This window comes from Aeromonas simiae, from assembly GCF_014892695.1.
Taxonomy (GTDB): Bacteria; Pseudomonadota; Gammaproteobacteria; order Enterobacterales; family Aeromonadaceae; genus Aeromonas; species Aeromonas simiae.
In genome coordinates, this window is record NZ_CP040449.1 from 578,089 (window position 1) to 598,599 (window position 20,511).

Consider the following 20,511-nt stretch of genomic DNA (forward strand, 5'->3'; position numbering starts at 1 on the left):
TTTTTCACCAGCGCAAGCGTTAGATGAGTTTTACGTTCTCGGCCTGCGGGCCCTTCTTGCCTTGAGTCACGGTGAACTGGACTTTCTGCCCTTCGGCCAGCGTCTTGAACCCGTCAGACTGGATGGAGGAGAAGTGAACGAAAACGTCCGGGCCTTGGGACTGTTCGATAAAGCCGAAGCCCTTGGTTTCATTGAACCATTTTACCTGGCCGGTGCGAATGTCAGACATGTGTCAATCCTATCAATAACAGAGGTAAAGAGACCCTGGTAGAGGGCCATTACATCTCAAGACTCCGGGTGATCGAACGCTTTTGATAGCGACCTTCCCTGTCCCAAGCGACATCGATTCTACGGAGGGGGTATGACAAGTCAAAGATAGGATTACGGTTTTTTGAGCAAGCTAAAACTATTGAGATGATGGGGAGGCAAAACCTCCCCATCAGGGGGTCAGGAGGCGGGGATCTCTTTTTGCGCAAACCCTTCGTTTTCGCGCACATAACGATAGATGGGCTCGTCGTGGGAGCGGATTTCGACGCGCTGGATGCGGCGGTTGTTGTCGAGCAGGATATTGACCGTCTTGCCTGATTGCAGGCGGGTGAGCGGACGATCCGGCCCTTCGATGGCCACCAGACGGCTCAGCTCGGCGCCCGGCAGCTGGTACTTGCGAAACACCGCAAACAGGGTCTCTCCACCGCCGATCTCGTGATCCAGCCACTGCCAGCCTGCGGGCAGCTGTTCAACCGATTTGACCGGCTTCTGGGGCTGTCCGTCGCTGGTGCGGGCCGCCTGCACCGGCACGGCTAACGGCACCTCCAGCGAGCCGGAAGGGGCGGCCGCGGTGGCGGGCAGTTCGTCGCTCGGTTGCCAGGCCAGCAATATCAGCCACAGCGGCAACAGGATCAACAGCCCCAGGGTATGGCGGCGTGGCAGCGGGCTCTTGTCCAGCCAGTTCCCCCGCGCGTTGGCACTGCTTCGGGAGGCAGACGGTTTGGCAGCGCCGGCGGCGCGCTCCTGACGCGCCTGGCGCCAGTCTTTCATCATGATCTGGATGCGTTGAAGCAGGGATCCCTCGGCGGGCGCTCGGCGCCCCTGCCGGGCACGGCGGTGTTGGCCGCGGGGACGGCGATCCGGAGTCGGCACAGTATTTTCCTCTTACTGCATTGCCACCATCAGGCAATTCGGTGCCTATGGTAAACGGACTCGTCCCCGAGGGGGAGAGTCCGGGCGAGGAATTTTACACCTTCATTGCAATTTGAACTGACCGAGCAGCGCTTGGAGTCGCTCCGCCGCCGCGCGCAGCGCCTGGCTGGCTTGTGCCGTTTGAGCCGCATCATGGGCAATCTCACCGGCCAACGCATTGGTCTTGGCCAGGTTGCCCGAGACGGTGTCGGAGACCGAACTCTGCTCTTCGGCCGCCGACGCTATCTGATAGGTCATGTCGTTGATGGTCGAGATGGCGCGGTAGATGTGGCCGAGCGCCTCTTCGGCTTGATCCGCCTCCTGCATCGCCTGCTGGGTCAGCTGCTGACTCTGGCCGATGGCCTGTACCGCGTTGCCCGAGCTGTGACGGATCCTGTCGATGAGGGACTGGGTATCTTGCACCGCCTGCTGGGTGTGGCCCGCCAGTTTGCGCACCTCGTCGGCCACCACGGCAAAGCCGCGTCCCGCCTCGCCGGCGCGGGCGGCCTCGATGGCGGCGTTGAGGGCCAGCAGGTTGGTCTGATCGGCGACCCCTTGAATCACGGTGAGGATGTCGGTGATCTGGGCGCTGTCACGGGCCAGACTGTCGACCACCTCGGCGCCGCGGGCCGCTTCGTCGGCCACCTTGTGCATCGCCTCGATCATCTGCTGGAAGCGCCCCTTGCCTTGGTCGGCGGCCTGCTGCGCCTGTTTGGCGGAGTCGGCCGTGTTGTTGGCATGGGTGGCCACCTCCTGGCTCACGTACGACATCTCCTGGACGGCGGTGAGCATCTGATCCATCTCGGCCTGATGGTGTTGCAAGTTGGCATTGGTGCTGGCGGCGATCTGGTCGGTGGCGCCGGCATGGCGATTCACTTCGCCGGCGGTGGTGAGCACGTCGCCGAGCAGCTGTTGCAGCTTGTCGATGAAACGGTTGATCCCCTTGGCGAGGGCCCCCAGCTCATCGGACGAACGGCTTACCAGGCGCTTGGTGAGATCCCCCTCGCCATCGGCGATGTCATCGACCAGCCCCACCATCTGGCGAATGGGGCCCGTGATGGTGCGCGCGATGAGCAACATGGTCAGCAGAGCCAGCACCAGCACTGCGATAGCGCCGGCCAGCTGCTGGGTAAGGGCGGCGCGGTTCATCTCGGTGAGCTGGGCCGCGAGCTGATCGGCCCGCGCCAGCACCACCTTGTAGGGCAAGGTGACGATGATGGCCCAGTTGCGCTCCAGGCCGGGCACCAGGATCGGCACCGAGATGCGAAACGCGCCGTCCAGCTCCTGGCGCTGCACCTCGGGCTTGAGGTAGTCGCGCCACTGCTCGCCAAGCAGGGTGTTGGCGTGCTGGCCCAGCTTGCTGTCACTGCCGCTGGTGCCGGTGATGACACCGGCGGCGCTGATGATGAGGGTCTCGCCCTTGCCGTCGTAGATATGGGCGTTGAGGCTCTTGGCCTGCCGGCTCAGGGCGCCAATCTCCAGATCGACCGCCACCACGCCGCGAAAGGCGCCGCTGGCCATGATCGGGGTGGTGATGGTGCTCACCATCACCTTCTGACCGTTGATATCGACCTGGAACGGGTCGATGAGACAGGAGCGGCCATGGCTCTTGGGGCAGGCGTAATAGTCATTGGCCGGATTGCCAAAGCTGTCGCGCTCCTCCTTGTCGATGGAGAGCAGCAGATCGCTGCCTATCTTGGCGCCATCTTTGTAGAAATAGGGCACAAAGCGCCCCTTGGCGTCGCTGCCGAGCGGTGCCTGACCGCTGAAGGCGGCATCCTGGCCATCGAAGCCGTTGGGCTCGAAGCCGGCGAAACTGCCATAGAGGGAGTCATCGAGGGAGAGCTGTGCTTGCAGCAGGGCGATGGCGTTCTCGCGGCTCAAGGGGAGGTGACCTGCCTGTTGCAGCGCCATGGTCTTGGCCAGTTGCTGGGTGTAGGAGAGGCTCTTTTGCAGCAGTTGGGTGATGACGGCCGCCTCGGCGCGGGCGTTGGCGGTGACCTTCTGCCATGCCTCCTCTTGCAGTGCCTGACGGCTGGAGTCGATGGTGAGGGTCTGGGTCTGTCGGCCCGAGTATTGGTTGAGAAGGATCAGTAACAGCAAGGCCACCGTCATGGCCAGGCCGGCCATGACCAGGATCTTGGTCTGGATGGAGCGAAACTGCATCTTATGCTCTCCGTGGCTGGGGCAGGAAGCCTGTTATCGGCCGAGGCGCCGGGATCTGAACGGCAAAACTGGCCTGGCACCTTAGCGCCGGTGCCGATGGCTGTCTGCGACGGGATTCAATGTTTCCCATTCGGGGCAGGGATGAAAAATGGTCACGGCTTTTCCCATCTGCCGCCCCCGATGCTAAAATGCCGCGGTTTTAATGGCGAATCGGCCCGCAATGGGTCATCCACACAAGGCTCAACCATGAAAGTCAAAACCCGCTTTGCTCCCAGCCCGACCGGCTTTTTGCACGTCGGCGGTGCCCGTACTGCCCTCTACTCTTGGCTGTTTGCCCGGAATCAGGGCGGCGAATTCGTGCTGCGTATCGAGGATACCGACCTGGAACGTTCCACCCAGGAGGCCATCGACGCCATCATCGAGGGCATGGAGTGGCTGGGGTTGAGCTGGGATGAGGGCCCCTACTACCAGACCAAGCGTTTCGACCGCTACAACGGCCTTATCGACGAGATGCTGGCCGATGGCCGTGCCTACAAGTGCTACTGCTCCAAGGAGCGCCTCGAGGCGCTGCGCGAAGAGCAGATGGCCAAGGGCGAGAAGCCGCGCTATGACGGTCAGTGCCGCGATCACCAGCACGATCACCCGGCTGACGCCCCCCATGTGATCCGCTTTCGCAACCCGAGCGAAGGCTCGGTGGTGTTCGACGACCACGTGCGTGGCCGCATCGAGTTTGCCAACAGCGAGCTGGACGATCTCATCATCCGCCGCACCGACGGCGCGCCCACCTACAACTTCTGCGTGGTGGTCGATGACTGGGACATGGAGATCACCCACGTGGTGCGTGGTGAAGACCATATCAACAACACCCCGCGCCAGATCAACATCTACAAGGCGCTGAACGCGCCGGTGCCGGAGTTCGCCCACGTCTCGATGATCCTCGGTGACGACGGTGCCAAGCTCTCCAAGCGCCACGGCGCTGTGTCCGTGATGCAGTACCGCGACGACGGCTACCTGCCCGAAGCGCTGCTGAACTATCTGGTGCGTCTGGGCTGGTCCCACGGCGATCAGGAGATCTTCACGCTCGACGAGATGATCAAGCTGTTCAGCCTGGATGCCATCTCCAAGTCGGCGTCGGCGTTCAACACCGACAAGCTCTTGTGGCTCAACAACCACTACATGCGCACCCTGGACCCGGCTTACGTGGCCAAGCATCTGGCGTGGCACATGGCCGACCAGAACATTGACACCACTAACGGCCCCGAACTGACCGCCGTGATCACCCTCTTGGCCGAGCGCTGCAACACCCTGCGTGAGCTGGCGGCCCAGAGCCGTTACTTCTTCGAGGAGTACGAGGCCATCGACGAGGCCGCCGCCAAGAAGCACCTGCGCGGTGTGGCTGCCGAGCCGCTGACGCTGGCCAAGCAGAAGCTGGCTGCGCTGGAGAGCTGGAGCACCGAGGCGCTGCACGAGGTGATCGAAGCCACCGCCGCCGAACTGGGTCAGGGCATGGGTAAGGTCGGGATGCCGCTGCGCGTGGCCGTCACCGGTCAGGGCCAGTCCCCCTCCATCGACGCCGTGATGGCCCTGGTGGGCAAGGAGCGCGTGCTCTCCCGTATCGAGCGGGCGCTTGAGTACATCGCGGCGCGCATGGCGGCCGAATAAGAGACGCCACATCTGACAAGGGCTCCTGCGGGGGCCCTTTTTGTTGTCTGTGGCTGGCTGAGGGGGAAACGGTGTTGGCAAAAGCAGCAGCCTGCTCGAAAAGTGGCTAAGCGATGCCCTGGCGTTATTTTTAGTGTTGACAGCGCAAGGGGGGATGCCTATTATGCGCCTCCGTCGCCGGGCAATATCTGCTGGTGATGCCGAGGTGAGTTGGGGTTATAGCTCAGCTGGGAGAGCGCTTGCATGGCATGCAAGAGGTCCACGGTTCGATCCCGTGTAGCTCCACCAAATTCTTCTCGGAAACATCTGGAACGCTGGGGTTATAGCTCAGCTGGGAGAGCGCTTGCATGGCATGCAAGAGGTCCGCGGTTCGATCCCGCGTAGCTCCACCAGGTTCCCGATGCCCAGGGCTTCACAGCCAACCTTTGTGGGGTTATAGCTCAGCTGGGAGAGCGCTTGCATGGCATGCAAGAGGTCCGCGGTTCGATCCCGCGTAGCTCCACCATCATTTCGGTCGACCGGTTCGCCGGGCGATCAGCACCAGACTTGGGGCTATAGCTCAGCTGGGAGAGCGCTTGCATGGCATGCAAGAGGTCGACGGTTCGATCCCGTCTAGCTCCACCAAGTTGGTTCACGCAGGGCGTGAAACGATGACGAAGTCCCACCTTCGCGTCGCTGAAAATATGGGGTTATAGCTCAGCTGGGAGAGCGCTTGCATGGCATGCAAGAGGTCCGCGGTTCGATCCCGCGTAGCTCCACCATATCGAAGGCCACCGCATCGCGGTGGCCTTTTTGTTTGGCGCTCGCCGTGACCTTGTCCACACTTCTGCAACCTAGTGCCCTTCGGAAAAGCAGCGATATCACCGTCATAATCGAATGATTTATATGGTTTTATGAGCAATAGGTCAGGATGGCGGCGATCAGAAATAGATGTTTTTCTTCGCGAACAAAGATTGAGCGCTTGTCAGACTGTTCCTATACTCGGGCCGTTCCTCAAGGAACCCGGGACAAGGGCACACCGATGCTGTCGGGACGCAGACCCAGACACCGCTTCAGACGGTGTGGGTTTCCCAGGATTCCGCTTGAGCCGGTGGCATAGTCCAATGCCTGCATTCTGTCCCCAGCGTGGCCTGCTGCGTCTGCCTTGTCTTGGATAACCATGCCAAGAAAACAAGGAAGAAAAAATGCAAAACAGGTTCCATCCTACTCGCCTGGCGGCGTTGGTCGCCGTGGCGTTTATGCCTGCCTTGGCGCAGGCCGCCTATCCCCCCTATCAAGCGGGCACCGCCTACCAGGCGGGCGATATCGTCAGCAACGTCGGCAATCTCTATGAGTGCAAAGAGTTCCCCTACTCCGGCTGGTGCGGGGCCTCGCCCTATCATTACGAGCCAGGAGTGGGGACGGTCTGGGGCGATGCTTGGAAGCGCTATGGCGGGGAGGTGCCCCCTCCGGCCCTGGTCGTCGCCATCGGCTCCCCTGCCGTGGGCAGCAGCGTCAACGAAGGGGCCAGCGTCGCGTTGGCGGTGACCCTGAGCGGGCCGGTGACGGCGCTGGCTAAGGTGGAATACCTGGTCGACGGCAAGCTTATCGCCACGGCCAGCGCTTCCCCCTGGAGTGCCAGCTGGTCTGCCGTTGGCGTCGGTGCCCATGCCCTCAAGGCCAGGGCGCTGGATAACGATGGCAAGGTGCTGAGTGAGGCGGATTCCAGCTTCAACGTCGCCGCCGTGGTGGCGCCCGAGGCGCCCAAGGTGAGCATCAGTAGCCCCGCCACCGGCGCCAAGGTGACGCTGGGGCGCAGTGTGGCGGTGAGCGGCAACGTTACCGACGTCAACAACGATGTCGCTAAGGTCGAGCTGTTTGTGGACGGCAAGAAGGTGGGCGAGGACAACGCCGCCCCCTGGCAGGTGAACTGGACGCCGGATCTCAAGGGAAGCGCATCGCTCAAGCTGGTCGCGACCGACCAGACCAACCTGGCCGGCGAGTCGGCCCCGGTCAGCGTCACAGTCGAGGAGGCCGCCTTGCCCCCCCCCGGCGGCAACCTCTCCTGCGACGTGCGCCAGATCTACCGCCCGGATGGCTACGAGTGCATGGGGGATGACCACGCCCGCCGGGTCATCGGTTATTTCACCTCCTGGCGCACCGGCAAGAACGGCCTGCCCTCCTACCTGGTGAGCGACATCCCCTGGAGCAAGATCACCCACATCAACTACGCCTTCGCCGCGGTGGACGAGCAGAGCCACACCATCAAGGTGGACGACTCGGCGACCAAGATGACCTGGGACGGTGTGCCGGGGGCCGAGATGGACTCTGAGTTCGCCTATCAGGGCCACTTCAACCTGCTGTCGAAATACAAGAAGCAATATCCGGACGTGAAGACCCTGATCTCGGTGGGGGGCTGGGCCGATACCCGTGGCTTCTATAGCGCCACCACCAAGGGTGATTGCTCGGTCAACAGCGACGGCATCAACGCCTTTGCCAACTCGGCGGTGAGCTTCATCCGCCAGTATGGTTTTGACGGGGTGGATATCGACTACGAGTACCCCACGTCGATGAAGGACGCGGGCAACCCCAACGACTTCCCGCTCTCCAACCTCTGCCGTGGCAAGCTGTTTGGCAACTACAAGGTGCTGATGCAGACCCTGCGCGCCCGGCTCGATGCCGCCGGCAATGAGGATGGGCGCAAATACATGCTGACCATCGCCTCACCGGCCTCGGCCTATCTGCTGCGCGGCATGGAGAACTTCCAGGTCACTCAGTACCTCGACTACGTCAACCTGATGACGTACGACTTCCACGGGGCCTGGAACCACTTTGTCGGCCACAACGCGGCCCTGTTTGACAACAAGGCTGACGGCGAGCTGGCGCAGTGGGGGGTCTACAGCCAGGCGCAATATGGGGGCATCGGCTACCTCAACGCGGCCTGGGCGGCCCACTACTTCCGTGGCGCCCTGGCGGCCGGTAAGATCAACGTCGGCGTGCCCTACTATACCCGTGGCTGGCAGGGAGTCACCGGTGGCACCCAGGGCCTGGGCGGTAAGGCGCCGCTGCCGAGCCAGAGCGAATGCCAGCCGGGTACCGGTGGCGGCACCATTCCCTGTGGTAATGGCGCGGTCGGTATCGACAACCTTTGGCATGATCTCGACAAGAACGGCAAGGAAGTCGGTGCCGGCGCCGTGCCCATGTGGCATGCCAAGAACCTGGAGCATGCGGCTCGCCTTGGCATCACCACCATGCCGAGCTACGGCCAGGCCTGGGGGCTGGACCCCAACAACCCGGCCCACGTGATGCAAGGCCAGTATGTGCGCTACTACGACGACAAGGCGCAGGCGCCTTGGCTGTGGAACGAGCAGAAGAAGGTGTTCCTCTCCACCGAGGATGAAGAGTCCATGGGCCGCAAGCTCGACTACATCATCCAACGTGGCCTCGGCGGCGTGATGTTCTGGGAGATGGCTGGCGACTATGAGTTTGATCCGGCCAAGAATGAGTACGGTATGGGCGACACCCTGACCAGCCTCGCCTATGACAAGTTTGCCAAGGCGAACCGTTACGGCACGGCCCAAAACGATCTGCCGGCCCCGGCCGCCCAGCTCGATATCGCCGTGAGCCTGTCAGGCTTCAAGGAGGGGGACTCCAACTATCCGATCAACCCGACGTTGAAGCTCACCAACCACTCGACCCAGACCATTGCGGGCGGTACCCGCATCGAGTTCCTGGTGCCCACCTCCACCTCCGACACCGTGACCGATCAGAGCGGCATGGGGCTCAAGGTGGTCGAAAGTGGCGGCAACCAGAACGCCGACGGCATCGCCGGCGAGAAGGACTTCCACAAGGTGGCCATGACGCTGCCGGCCTGGAAGGCCTGGGCGCCGGGCACCGACGTGGAGGTGGCGATGACCTACTACTTGCCGGCGGCCGGGGTACCGAGCGGCATGCGCATCGTGGTGGGTAGCCAGAGCATCGGCCTTAAGGGCGAGTTCCCGACCCTGCCCGAGGCCGTGGTGGGCAGCACTGGCTCCGGTGAGACCCCGGGAGGCACTGGTTGCAGCAGCCTGAATGTGGTGCCGGCGGCCTATCCGGCCTATCCGAGCTGGCCACAGGGGGAGCATGCCAACGCTGGCGATCGCATCACCCACAACAAGGGGGTGTGGCAGGCCAACTGGTGGACCAGCAGCGAGCCCAAGGCGAGCGATGGTAGCTGGAAGCTGGTGTGTAGCTACGAATAGCAGAAAAATAAGTAGCGGGGCTGGAGCCCCGCTCTTTTTTGGTCGCTTTAGTATGAAGTTAAGGAAGTGTCTGCGAACCACGTAGCTTTTCCACCTTATTCACTTCATCAGCGCGTAGGAGCATCATTCACTCTATGGCAAGCATATTGGACTCTGTGGATCAGCGTACCCAACTCGTTGGAGAAAACCGGCTCGAGTTGCTGATGTTTCGCCTTGGTAATCAACAATTGTTTGCCATTAATGTCTTTAAGGTTCGAGAGGTCGTGAAAGTGCCGCCTCTTACTCGCCTTCCTGGTTCACGTCCAAATGTCAGTGGTATCGCTCATATCCGCGGTGTATCTGTTCCTGTGATCGATTTAAGAACATCAATTGGCATGCGTCCTATGAATGACGGTGGGGAGCGAAATTTAATCATCACCGAGTACAACCGGAGCATTCAGGGATTTTTAGTCGGACAGGTAGACAATATCGTCAATGTCTCTTGGAAAAATATTCAGCCGCCCCCCAGCTCAACCGGTCGTTCAAATTATCTGACTGCCATCGCTCAGGTGGAGGATAAAGGGGTTTCCAGCCTTATTGAGATTATCGATGTTGAGAAAGTGCTGGCTGAAATCGTCACTTATGATGTTTCTATTTCGCAAGGGGTGCTCGATGAGACCTTAGTCCCCCTGATGTCGGGGACTAAGGTGCTGGTGGTCGATGACTCGGCCACGGCCCATTCGCAGGTCAAGGCCACCTTGTCGCAACTGGGGATCGAGGTGATCTCTTGCAGCAATGGTCAAGAGGCGCTCTCGCTGCTACAAGGGTGGTGCGATGCTGGCAAGAGCGTCACGGATGAGATCCTGCTGATGATCACCGATGCGGAGATGCCGGAGATGGATGGCTACCGCTTGACGAAAGAGGTGCGCAGTGATGCCCGCATGGCCAATCTTTTCATCACGCTCAATACCTCGCTGACGGGGAGCTTTAATGATGAGATGGTGAAGAAAGTGGGATGCGATCTCCTGATTTCAAAATTCCAGCCCGATTTATTGGTGCAGGCCGTACAAGAGCGACTGCGCAGAGGAAAATAAAATCGACAAGGAGCCAGTGGCTCCTTTTTTATACCTCACCAATCCGAGTGAAATGACCCTCACTGTGGTACGACGCCCCCTGTGACATCGCACCTCGATATTCCAGGGGGCGTGAGCATGGCTAAACCATGTCTGATCTTCTTTAAGACGATTGCTATTCCCGCGGCTTATTGCTCGTCGTCCCTTTCCTGAACGCTATTTTTCCATCACCGATCTATTGCCCGAGCGAATGTACGTGTGGCTTGATGAGCATGGTTGCGCTCTTGGTCCGCCAGCCCGAAAGTCAGGGGGAGACGCGTTTGCGCATCCAGGCCCTTCGCTCACTTCACATGGGGATATCTACTCTTCCCCCTGCAACAGGGGGGCGACGAAGCGGGCCACGGTGTCACGAATGCGTGGCTGAGCTTCTGGCTTGGGGTGGATGCCATCATTCATCATGAGTTCAGGGTGTAGTGCAATATCATCGAGGAAGAAGGGCATGAGCGGCAGCCGGTACTGCTCGGCTAGGCTCGGATAAATCTGTTCAAACTGCCTGACATAGCGCGCCCCATAGTTGGGCGGCAGTCTGATCTGGGTCAGGATCACCCTGGCTCCTGCCGCTGTGGCCCTGTCGATGAGTGCGGTGAGATTGCGCTCGGTGACCTGAGGAGGAAACCCGCGCAGCCCATCGTTGCCGCCCAGCTCGATCAGAACCCAGTCTGGTTGGTGCTCCTTGAGCAGGGCGGGCAGGCGCGTCAGCGCCCCCTGAGTTGTTTCGCCACTGATGCTGGCGTTGATGGCGCGGTGGATATCCCCCTCGCGGACCCAGCGCTCCTGCAGGAGTGAGGGCCAACTTTTTTCCAGCGGCATCTGGTAACCTGCACTCAGGCTGTCCCCCAGGATCAGCAGGCTCTGCGCCTGCGCCAGGCCGATTGACCCCAAGTAGCACAACAAGGCAAGCAGGACACGCGCCATGACATTTACTCCCATGATTGAAGCCAGAAACGTTGGAAAAGAGGTCACCCTGGGTCAGGAGACGCTGACCATCCTTGAGGGGATCTCGTTGCAAGTCAAGGTTGGGGAGACGGTGGCCCTGCTTGGCGCCTCCGGCTCCGGCAAGTCGACCCTGCTGGGGTTGCTGGCCGGACTCGATCTGCCGAGTGCGGGGGAGATCTTCATCCACGGCCACTCCCTCGGCGCCCTCGACGAGGAGGGGCGGGCCCGGCTCAGGGCCGAGCAGATCGGCTTCGTGTTTCAGTCCTTCCTGTTGCTGCCGACCCTGACCGCCCTTGAGAATGTCATGCTGCCCGCCGAGCTGCGCGGCGATCGCGATGCCGAGCCAAGGGCCCGCGCCCTGCTCGAACGGGTGGGGCTCGGTGAGCGGCTGCACCACCTGCCAGCGCGCCTCTCCGGCGGTGAGCAGCAGCGGGTGGCCATTGCCCGCGCCTTTATCTGCCAGCCGGCCCTGCTGCTGGCCGACGAGCCGACCGGCAATCTCGACAGCAAGACCGGCGCCCGGATCATCGAGCTGCTGTTTGAGCTCAACCGGCAGCATGGCACCACCCTGGTGGTGGTTACCCATGATCCGGTGCTGGCCGGGCGCTGTGAGCGGCGTATCGAGATCAGTGCCGGCCGGCTGCTCGAGCAGGAGGTCGCATGAGGGGAACGTCTCGTCTCGCCCTGCGCCTGCTCTACCGGGAAGGGTTACAGGGGGAGCTGCGCTGGTTTATCCTGGCTTTGGCCCTGTGTGTGGCCTGTGTGGTGAGTGTGGCGCTGCTGGCCGATCGGCTCGATGCGGGGCTCAAGGCGTCGGGGCGCGAGTTTATCGGCGGTGATCGAGTGCTGGTCTCCCCCCGCCCTGTCGAGCCACTGCAACTCGGTCGCTGGCAGCAGGCCGGCGCCAAGGTGCAGGCCACCGTCAGCTTCAACACCATGCTGTTTCATGGGGAGGCGTTCCAGCTGGCCTCCTTGCGCGCCGTACCCGGCGATTTCCCCTTCTATGGCACCCTCAAAACCACCCCGGAGGGGGCCGTTACTCCCGGCACTATCTGGCTTTCGCCCCGACTGATGGCGCTGCTTGGCACCCGACTGGGGGACGAGCTGGAGGCGGGGAACGCCAGCTTGAAGGTGGCCGGCACCCTGCTGGAGGAGCCGGATCAGGGCTTTAGCCCCTTTCAGCTGGCCCCGCGCGCTCTGGTACATGTGGACGATCTCGGGCAGATCGGCGCCCTGTTGCCAGGCAGTCGCCAGGAGTGGCGCTATCTGCTCCAGGCGCCGCGCGAGGCATTGACCTCCCTCGACAGGGAGCGGCTGACCCTACCGGGGCAGCGCTGGCTTACCCCCGACAGCGGCGAGAGCCGCAGTGGCAAGACCCTGGCCAACGCCGAGCGTTTCTTCCGCCTCGCGGCGCTCACCGGTGTGCTACTCGGAACGCTCGCCATGGCCATTGCCGTGCGTCAGTTCGCCGAGCGCCAGACCGGCATGATGGCTCTGCTCAAGACGCTGGGGGCCACGCGCGGGTCGTTGTGGCGCTTGCTGGGCAGCCTGTTGCTCGGGCTCACCCTGACCGGCGGGATCATCGGGTTGCTGCTGGGATTCGGTGTGCAGGCGCTGGCCCTCTCACTCCTCGGGAGCCTGCTGCCTTCTGAGTTACCGCCCCCCTCCTGGCGCCCGTTTGCCCTGGCGCTGGCGGTGGCTCTGTTTGTGACCCTGATGCTGGTGTTGATCCCCTTCTTGCGTCTGCTGCACATTCCGCCGCTCAAGGTGCTGCGCCGGGAGCTGGATGCCGATATTCCGAGCTGGTGGGGAGTCCCGGTGGGGTTGGTCGGGTTGTTTGTGCTGGTGTGGGGATTCATGGGGGATGCCCTGCTGGCGCTCGGGCTGATCGGAGGGATGGGGGGGCTGATGGGGCTGCTAGCCTTGCTTGGCTCCTCGCTGCTGCGCCTCGGCCGACGGATGCGGGCGCCGCAGCCACTGCGCTTGGCGTTGGCGCATATGGCCCGTGAGCGTGGCTCCGGGCTGTTCCAGTTGGCCGGTTTTTCGCTGGCATTGCTGCTGCTCGGGCTGCTCTGGGCGGTGCGCAGCGATCTGATCGGCGACATCCGCCAGCATCTGCCGGCCGACGCGCCCAACCGCTTCCTAGTCAACCTGATGCCGGAAGAGCGGATCCCGGTGCTGGCCCTGCTCAAGGAGGCGGGCGCTGAGACCTCTGACTTCTATCCCATGGTGCGTGGCCGGCTTACCCGTATCGCCGGCGAAGCGGTGGCCGAGGAGGGCAGAGCGGGGCGCGAGGGGATCGAGCGCGAGCTCAACTTTACCACCACCGACACTCTGCCGGCGGGTAACCGCATCACGGCCGGTGAGTGGCTCAACGGGCCTGGGCAGGTCTCGCTCGATGCCGAGGTGGCGGCAAGGCTCGGCATCCGGCTCGGCGATGAACTGGGCTTCACCATTGAGGGGCGCCCCTTCAGCGCCAAGGTCACCAGTTTGCGCGCCATTCGCTGGGACAGCATGCGCCCCAACTTCTACATGATCTTCTCACCGGATCTGCTGGAGCCCTTCACGCTCACCTGGATGGGGAGCTACCGCCTGCCAAATGGTATGCAACGTGCCGAGCTGCAACTGGTGCGGGAGTTCCCCACCGTGAGCCTCATCGACGTGGATGATCTCATCGCGCGCCTCACCACCATCTCGGCCCAAGTGAGCCGAGCGCTCGCGGTGATGCTGGGGCTGGTGACGGCGGCGGCGTTGCTGGTGCTGCTGGCTCAGACTCAGGCTTCATTGGCGACGCGGCGCAATGAGCTGGTGCTGATGCGCACCCTGGGGGCCCCAGGGCCACTGCTGTCACGCATGCTGGGGTGGGAGCTGATGCTGACCGGCGCCTTGGCGGGATTGTGCGCCGCGCTGGTGGCAGAAGGGTGCGTATTGTTCCTGCAGCAGTGGTGGTTCTCCGGCTCGCTCAGTTGGCATCCGAGCCTCTGGTTTGGCCTGCCGCTGCTCGGCGCCTTGCTGGTGACCCTGGTGGGGCAGGGGTGGCGCCGCCATCTGCTCGGCGGCACCCTGGGCGGGCGGCTGCGCGGCATGGGGCAGGGGACCTTGTAGTAAAACAGGGGGCCTTGGCCCCCTGTTTCATCCTGACGTCATCCTTGGCGAGCGAGCAGGCTGGAGAGGGCCTCCGGCAGGTGGGGGTAGTCGAAGTGAAAGCCTGCCTCGAGCAGCCGTGTGGGCACCACGGTCTGGCCGGTCAGCAGCAGATCGCTGGCCTCCCCCATGACCAGACGCAGCAGGGGGGCTGGCACGCTCAGCAGATGGGGGCGGTGCAAGATGGCCGCCAGCGTCTTGCTAAAAGCCCTGTTGCTGACCGGTTGGGGGGCGGTGCCGTTATAGACGCCGTGGCACAGCTCGTGTTCAAGCAGAAACAGGATGGCGCGCACCAGATCCTGCCGGTGGATCCAGCTCATCATCTGCTCGCCACTGCCCATGGGGCCACCGAGCCCCAGCCGATAGGCGGGCAACATCTTGGCCAGTGCTCCTCCCTCCTTGCCCAGCACGATGCCGATGCGCAGCAAGCAGACCCGGGTGTGCTGGCTCTGGGCTTCCATCGCTAACGCCTCCCAGCGCTGGCAGAGTTGATGGGTGAACTCCAGGTGAGGCGTCTGGCAGCGCTCATCGATGGGCTCGGGCCCTTGCCGGCCATACCAGCCGACCGCCGAGGCGTTGATCAGCACCCGGGGTGGCTGCCCGGAGAGGCGAAACAGATCGACCAGTTGCTCGGTCAGCAACCAGCGGCTGTCACACAGCAGTTGTTTGCGCGCCTCGCTCCAGCGTTGATCGGCGATCGGTTCACCCGCCAGGTTGATGACCGCATCGAAACCATCCAGGTTGTCGAGCCGATCGAGATTGTCGATGAAGCTGTGCTCTTCCCCCAGCAGCGCCTTGGCCTGCTGGGGATGTCGGGTCAGGATGACCAGCCGGTGCTGGGCGAGGCGAGTGACCACTTCACGGCCAATAAAGCCGGTACCGCCGGTGATGAGGATCTTCATGGACGCTCCTGACAGTTGTTTATGTTTACTCTAGTGAGTCGTTTTAGAGCCAACAAGTCATTGTATTAATTAGGCTTGTAGGATCCTTCATCGACGCGGTCTGGCACGTATTGATCTTCGCCTGTCGGTGTTGCTTCCTTACAAACGATCTGAAAACTATCCACAAATTCTGTGGAAAACTCTGTAGATTAGCCGTGCTTCACGATCCATCATCATGATTTACAAGAATAATTGACTACTGAAACCGAATGGGGCCTGAATGCACAGGGTTTGGCGGAAGGTGAGTGGTCGCTGTCATGGCAGAGCCTGATGGAAGAGGGGGGCAGGATCCGACGTTGGATCCAGATTGTTGATCCATGAGATCAGGCATAAAAAAAGCCCCGCCAAAGCGGGGCTTTCATCATCGGGGCACTCAGGCCTGGGCAGCGCTGTCTTGCTGGGCAGCCTGGATCCCGGTCAGGGCGATGGTGTAGACGATATCGTCCACCAGGGCGCCGCGGGAGAGGTCGTTGACCGGCTTGCGCATGCCTTGCAGCATGGGGCCGATGGAGACCAGCTCGGCGGAGCGCTGTACCGCCTTGTAGGTGGTGTTACCGGTGTTGAGATCCGGGAACACGAACACGGTGGCCTTACCGGCGACCGGGGAGTTCGGGGCCTTGGACTTGGCCACGTTTTCCATGATGGCGGCGTCGTATTGCAGCGGGCCATCGATCACCAGATCCGGGCGCTTCTCCTTGGCGATGCGGGTGGCTTCGCGCACCTTGTCCACATCGGCACCGGCACCGGAGGTACCGGTGGAGTAGGAGATCATGGCCACACGCGGCTCGATGCCGAAGGCGGCGGCAGATTCGGCGGACTGGATGGCGATCTCGGCCAACTGCTCGGCAGTCGGATCCGGGTTGATCGCGCAGTCGCCGTAGACCAGCACTTGATCCGGCAGCAGCATGAAGAAGATCGAGGAGATCAGGGAAGAGCCGGGGGCGGTCTTGATGATCTGCATCGGCGGGCGGATGGTGTTGGCGGTGGTGTGCACCGCACCTGAGACCAGACCGTCGACTTCGTTACGCTCCAGCATCATGGTGCCCAGCACCACGTTGTCTTCCAACTGCTCGCGGGCCACCACTTCGGTCATGCCCTTGTTCTTGCGCAGCTCGACCAGACGCGGCACATAGCGCTCGCGCACTTCGGCCGGGTCGATGATCTCAACGCGGTCAGTCAGCAATACACCTTGCTGGTCGGCGACGCGGCGGATCTCTTCCGGGTTACCCAGCAGCACAGGGCGGGCGATGCCACGCTCAGCACAGATGGCGGCGGCCTTGATGGTACGCGGCTCTTCCCCTTCCGGCAGCACGACACGCTTGTTGGCCTGACGGGCCAGTTCGGTCAGCTGGTAGCGGAACGCCGGCGGGCTCAGGCGGCGGGAACGGGTCGACTTGGCAGAGAGGGATTCGATCCAGTGCTTGTCGATGTGGCCGGCCACGTAGTCCTGCACCAGCTCGATCCGCTCGCGGTCATCCTCGGGGATATCGACATTGAAGTTCTGCAGGCTGACGGCGGTCTGCCAGGTGTTGGTTCCGATCATCATGATCGGCAGGCCAGTGGCCATGGCTTGCTGGCACAGGGCGACCACCTGCGGCTCCGGATGGTAGTTGCCGGTCAGCAGCAGGGCGCCGAGTTTGGTGCCGTTCATGGCGGCCAAGCAGGCGGAGACGATGACGTCGGAACGATCGCCGGAGGTGACCAGCAGGCTGCCCGGACGGAAGTGCTCAACCATGTTGTGGATGGAGCGGGCGCAGAAGGTCACGGTCTGAAGGCGACGAGAATCCAGCTCACCCTTGTTGATGATCTGGGCCGCCAGGTGCTTGGCGAGATCCTTGGCGCGCGGGGCGATCAGCTGGGTGTTCCAGGGAATGCAGCCCAGGATGCGCAGCGGGCTCTTGCCGAACACCTGCAGCACTTCCAGGTTGTGGGCGGCATCACCACCTTGGTGGTGCGCCTCGAACATCTCGGTCAGATCCGGGCGGGTCACGCCGTGCTCGTCAACCGGGGCACCCACCTTGTTGATGATGCAGCCGACGATGCGCTTGTTGTGCACGCCGCCGAAGTTGGAGCAGGCCAGCTCGATACGCTCTTTGAGCTTCTGGCTGGAGTCGTTGCCCGGATGGGTGACGAACACCATGTCGGCGTCCAGCGCCTTGGCAACGTCATAGTTCAGCTTGTTGGCAAAGGGCTGCTTGTCGGTCGGTACCAGGCCTTCAACCACCAGTACCTCGGCGCCGCTGGCCTTCACGTGCTCTTCGAAGCGGGCCACGATCTCTTCCAGCAGGATGTCGGTGTTGCTGGAGGTGATCATGTTCTCGGCGTAGGAGAGGGCGAACGGCTCGGGCGGATTGATGTTGGCGGCGGCGCGGATCACGGCGCTGGAGCGCTCGGGACCTGTTTCGCCCGGACGCGGCTGGGCGACGGGTTTGAAGAAACTCACGTTGACACCGTGACGCTCCATCGCGCGAACCACGCCCAGGCTCACGGAAGTCACGCCGACACCAGTGCCGACCGGGATAAGCATAATAGTGCGTGCCACTTTATACCCCTTGGTTGTATTGGGATTAGGAAAAGGCCGCCCTTGGGCGGCCTTGCATTACAGCGAAATTAGGCGCCGACCAGTTCCAGCGCATCGTGGGCGATCACCCACTCCTCGTTGGTCGGGATCACCAGGGCCTTGGTGCTGCCCGGCTTGGAGATCTCGCCACCCTTGCCGAAACGGGCGGCCAGGTTGGCATCGTGATCGATGTCGAAGCCCAGCAGAGCCAGCTTCTTGAGGGTGATTTCACGGATCGGGGCGGAGTTCTCACCGATACCACCGGTGAAGACGACGGCGTCCAGACGACCGTCCATGGCGGCGGCGTAGGAACCGACATACTTGGCCAGACGGTAGCAGAACACGTCCATGGCGCGCTTGGCTTCTTCCTTGCTGTCGTAGTTGTCTTCGACATAACGGCAGTCGGAAGTGACCTCGGTCAGACCCAGCAGGCCGGATTCCTTGGTCAGCATGGTGTTGATCTCGTTGACGGAGTAACCCAGCTTGTCGTGCAGGAAGAAGATGATGGCCGGATCGATGTCACCGGAACGGGTGCCCATCACCAGGCCTTCCAGCGGGGTCAGACCCATAGAGGTATCGACGGACTGGCCATTCTTGATGGCACAGACGGAAGCACCGTTGCCCAGGTGGCAGTTGATGATGTTCAGCTCGGAGAGATCCTTACCGAGGATCTGAGCTGCTTCACCGGCAATGTAGCGGTGGGAGGTGCCGTGGGCACCGTAGCGACGGATGCCGTTCTCTTTGTAGAGCTTGTACGGCAGGGCGTACAGGTAGGCCTCTTCCGGCATGGTCTGGTGGAAGGCGGTGTCGAACACGGCCACGTTCTTGTCAGCCAGGTGCGGGAATACCTTCAGGGCGGCACGAATGCCAACCAGGTGGGCCGGGTTGTGCAGCGGAGCGTACGGAATGGCGGCTTCGATGCCGGCGATCACGTCGTCGCTGATCACAACGGAGGCGGTGAAACGCTCGCCGCCATGCACGATACGGTGGCCGATGGCGATAAGGTTTTCAGCCAGAGCCGGGTTGAGCGGCAGGATCTTGTGAACGATGAAGTCCAGGGCTTCCTGGTGAGCGGCTCCGGCGCCCAGATCGGCGTTGCCTTTCTCGCCGTTCAGCTTCCACTTGATGCGGGCGTCTTCGAGGTTGAAGCATTCGGCCAGGCCGGAGAGCAGGTCATCACCGGTATTGGCGTCAATGACCGCAAACTTCAGGGAAGAGCTGCCACAGTTAAGAACAAGAACCAGCTTACTCATGAATTCATCCTATTACAGGTTGGGTTTGTACAGGCGTCCGGCCCGGGCGCGGGGCGTCTGACGTTTCAGGTAGTTGAGTCATCGGGAGGATTGGCATTTTGCAGCCGTTGCCCTGTATAGTGAAGACAAGGCTCCGATGACGGGCGTTGCTGGCGGCGCCAGACACGCACGAAAAGGCGCGTAGAGGATAACCTGAATGTTGGAAAATAACAAAGTCATCCTCAATGATAGTTGGCCTGCATCAAATTAAGTTGAGGTTTTACGCCTTCAGTGTTGGTTTTGGCGGCGGGAGGTAGGCAGTCATGAGCATAATTGGAAGTAAATTACAGCGTGGGCGCCACTATCTGGCGGTGTGGCCACGCCGCCCTGAACTCAATGCCCTGTTCCCGGAAAATCGCATCATTCTCGCCATCGAGTATGGTATCCGGGTGTTGCCCCCCATCGTGGTTATCTGCCTGATGTTGCAGTTCCAGTTTGGCGATGCTGCCTACTGGCCCTCTGTGCTCACGTCGGTCATCTTCCTGCTCAGCATGCCGTTGCAAGGCTTCTATTGGCTGGGGCGCAGGGCCGAGACACCGCTGCCTCCCTCGCTGGCGCTCTGGTACCGCGAAATCAACGAAAAGATGCGTGAGCAGGCCGGCATTTCCCGCAAACTGGTGGCTAAACCGCGCTACCAAGAGCTGGCCGATACCCTCAAAGCGGCCTTTGACAAGCTCGACAAGACCTTCCTGTTTGAGTAACACCGCTGCATAGCATAAAGGCGCCCGAGGGCGCCTTTTCTGATCGGCATCAGGCATTGAGGATTTTGCGCAGCTCCTGGATCGACAGCTTGTAGCTGCGCGGGCAATCCCGCCACGCCGCCAGCATACGCTGATACTTATCACGCATGGCGATGTCGCTCGAGAGCTCCTCGCACGGGCAGTCCACCTCGGGGAAGCGCTTGTCCACCTCGAGCAGGAAGCAGACGTAGTCGGCCAGCTCTCGCTCCTGACTGCGGCTGTAGCCATTGAACTTGAAGCGGGCGGGGGTGAACTCCGCTTGTTCGGTGGTCGGCAGGTTCTCGAAAGAGACCATCATGGCGTGGTGCATCTCGAGGGTGTCGATCACCTCCTGGCAGGTATCGCGCTCCAGATGACCGAAGGATTTCTCCAGCTCCAGCAGTTGCAGGCAGTAGCCGCGCTCGATGATGGTCTTGGCTCTTTGGTAGACGTCAGCCTGCTCCGGATTGAGCTTGCTTAAGATCTCATACTGGTTGCTCAGGATCAGGCGCTCGGTGTGGCTCATGTTCATGATGCGGTCTCACTGGAAATGGAGTCTGCAAACACCATAACCCAC

The 20,511-nt window shown here is 61.8% G+C and carries 14 protein-coding genes and 5 tRNA genes; 11 read left to right on the forward strand and 8 right to left on the reverse strand.

Annotation, left to right across the window (positions count from 1 at the left end; all coding sequences use genetic code 11):
• Positions 1-19: 19 nt before the first annotated feature.
• The 3 genes from FE240_RS02720 to FE240_RS02730 form a co-directional block, all read right to left on the reverse strand.
• A complete protein-coding gene (locus tag FE240_RS02720) occupies positions 20-229 on the reverse strand; it encodes a cold-shock protein (protein ID WP_042046817.1) in 210 nt (69 codons plus the stop codon).
• Positions 230-447: 218 nt separating this feature from the next.
• Positions 448-1,140 carry a LysM-like peptidoglycan-binding domain-containing protein gene (locus FE240_RS02725; protein WP_193003291.1) on the reverse strand — a complete coding sequence of 231 codons (693 nt, stop codon included), beginning with the start codon at positions 1,138-1,140 and terminating at the stop codon, positions 448-450.
• Between the two features lie 102 nt (positions 1,141-1,242).
• A complete protein-coding gene (locus FE240_RS02730) occupies positions 1,243-3,345 on the reverse strand; it encodes a methyl-accepting chemotaxis protein (RefSeq protein ID WP_193003292.1) in 2,103 nt (700 codons plus the stop codon).
• Positions 3,346-3,591: 246 nt separating this feature from the next.
• On the opposite strand from FE240_RS02730, the gene gltX reads away from it, so the two are divergent.
• The 8 genes from gltX (at position 3,592) to FE240_RS02770 (ending at position 10,303) form a co-directional block, all read left to right on the forward strand.
• Positions 3,592-5,007, forward strand: a complete 1,416-nt coding sequence (gltX, locus tag FE240_RS02735) for a glutamate--tRNA ligase (RefSeq protein WP_042046814.1) — start codon at positions 3,592-3,594, stop codon at positions 5,005-5,007.
• A gap of 212 nt (positions 5,008-5,219) precedes the next feature.
• Positions 5,220-5,295 (forward strand) — tRNA-Ala (locus FE240_RS02740).
• Between the two features lie 28 nt (positions 5,296-5,323).
• A tRNA-Ala gene (locus tag FE240_RS02745) sits at positions 5,324-5,399 on the forward strand.
• 37 nt (positions 5,400-5,436) lie between these two features.
• Positions 5,437-5,512: transfer RNA gene (locus FE240_RS02750), tRNA-Ala, on the forward strand.
• A 43-nt stretch (positions 5,513-5,555) separates the two neighbouring features.
• Positions 5,556-5,631: transfer RNA gene (locus FE240_RS02755), tRNA-Ala, on the forward strand.
• A gap of 61 nt (positions 5,632-5,692) precedes the next feature.
• A tRNA-Ala gene (locus tag FE240_RS02760) sits at positions 5,693-5,768 on the forward strand.
• Between the two features lie 423 nt (positions 5,769-6,191).
• Positions 6,192-9,230, forward strand: a complete 3,039-nt coding sequence (locus tag FE240_RS02765) for a glycosyl hydrolase family 18 protein (protein WP_193003293.1) — start codon at positions 6,192-6,194, stop codon at positions 9,228-9,230.
• Between the two features lie 134 nt (positions 9,231-9,364).
• Entirely contained in the window at positions 9,365-10,303 is a 939-nt protein-coding gene (locus FE240_RS02770) for a chemotaxis protein CheV (RefSeq protein WP_193003294.1), read from the forward strand.
• A 339-nt stretch (positions 10,304-10,642) separates the two neighbouring features.
• On the opposite strand, the gene FE240_RS02775 is transcribed toward FE240_RS02770, so the two are convergent.
• The gene (locus FE240_RS02775; protein ID WP_193003295.1) at positions 10,643-11,257 is read right to left on the reverse strand and encodes an arylesterase; all 615 of its coding nucleotides are present in this window, start codon (positions 11,255-11,257) and stop codon (positions 10,643-10,645) included.
• Here FE240_RS02775 and FE240_RS02780 point away from each other — a divergent pair.
• Positions 11,256-11,942, forward strand: coding sequence for an ABC transporter ATP-binding protein (locus FE240_RS02780; protein WP_042046808.1), 687 nt, complete (start codon positions 11,256-11,258; stop codon positions 11,940-11,942). The two genes, FE240_RS02775 and FE240_RS02780, sit on opposite strands and share 2 nt — an antisense overlap.
• Positions 11,939-14,383 carry an ABC transporter permease gene (locus FE240_RS02785; RefSeq protein ID WP_193003296.1) on the forward strand — a complete coding sequence of 815 codons (2,445 nt, stop codon included), beginning with the start codon at positions 11,939-11,941 and terminating at the stop codon, positions 14,381-14,383. Before FE240_RS02780 ends, FE240_RS02785 begins: the two co-directional genes overlap by 4 nt.
• A 38-nt stretch (positions 14,384-14,421) precedes the next feature.
• Here the strand turns inward: FE240_RS02785 and FE240_RS02790 are convergent, their stop codons facing one another.
• From FE240_RS02790 to FE240_RS02800, 3 genes are all read right to left on the reverse strand, one after another.
• The gene (locus FE240_RS02790) at positions 14,422-15,324 is read right to left on the reverse strand and encodes a TIGR01777 family oxidoreductase (RefSeq protein WP_193003297.1); all 903 of its coding nucleotides are present in this window, start codon (positions 15,322-15,324) and stop codon (positions 14,422-14,424) included.
• A 412-nt stretch (positions 15,325-15,736) separates the two neighbouring features.
• Positions 15,737-17,905: a phosphate acetyltransferase gene (gene pta / locus FE240_RS02795; protein WP_042046805.1), complete on the reverse strand. Its 2,169-nt coding sequence runs from the start codon at positions 17,903-17,905 to the stop codon at positions 15,737-15,739.
• Between the two features lie 68 nt (positions 17,906-17,973).
• Complete coding sequence (locus tag FE240_RS02800; protein WP_193003298.1) at positions 17,974-19,176, reverse strand: acetate kinase; 1,203 nt, start codon at positions 19,174-19,176, stop codon at positions 17,974-17,976.
• A gap of 302 nt (positions 19,177-19,478) precedes the next feature.
• Between FE240_RS02800 and yfbV the strand changes: the two genes are divergently transcribed.
• Positions 19,479-19,916 (forward strand): terminus macrodomain insulation protein YfbV, encoded by a 438-nt coding sequence (gene yfbV / locus FE240_RS02805; RefSeq protein WP_084214767.1) that lies wholly within the window; start codon positions 19,479-19,481, stop codon positions 19,914-19,916.
• Positions 19,917-19,965: 49 nt separating this feature from the next.
• Here the strand turns inward: yfbV and FE240_RS02810 are convergent, their stop codons facing one another.
• Positions 19,966-20,466 carry a YfbU family protein gene (locus FE240_RS02810; RefSeq protein ID WP_193003299.1) on the reverse strand — a complete coding sequence of 167 codons (501 nt, stop codon included), beginning with the start codon at positions 20,464-20,466 and terminating at the stop codon, positions 19,966-19,968.
• Positions 20,467-20,511 lie beyond the last annotated feature (45 nt).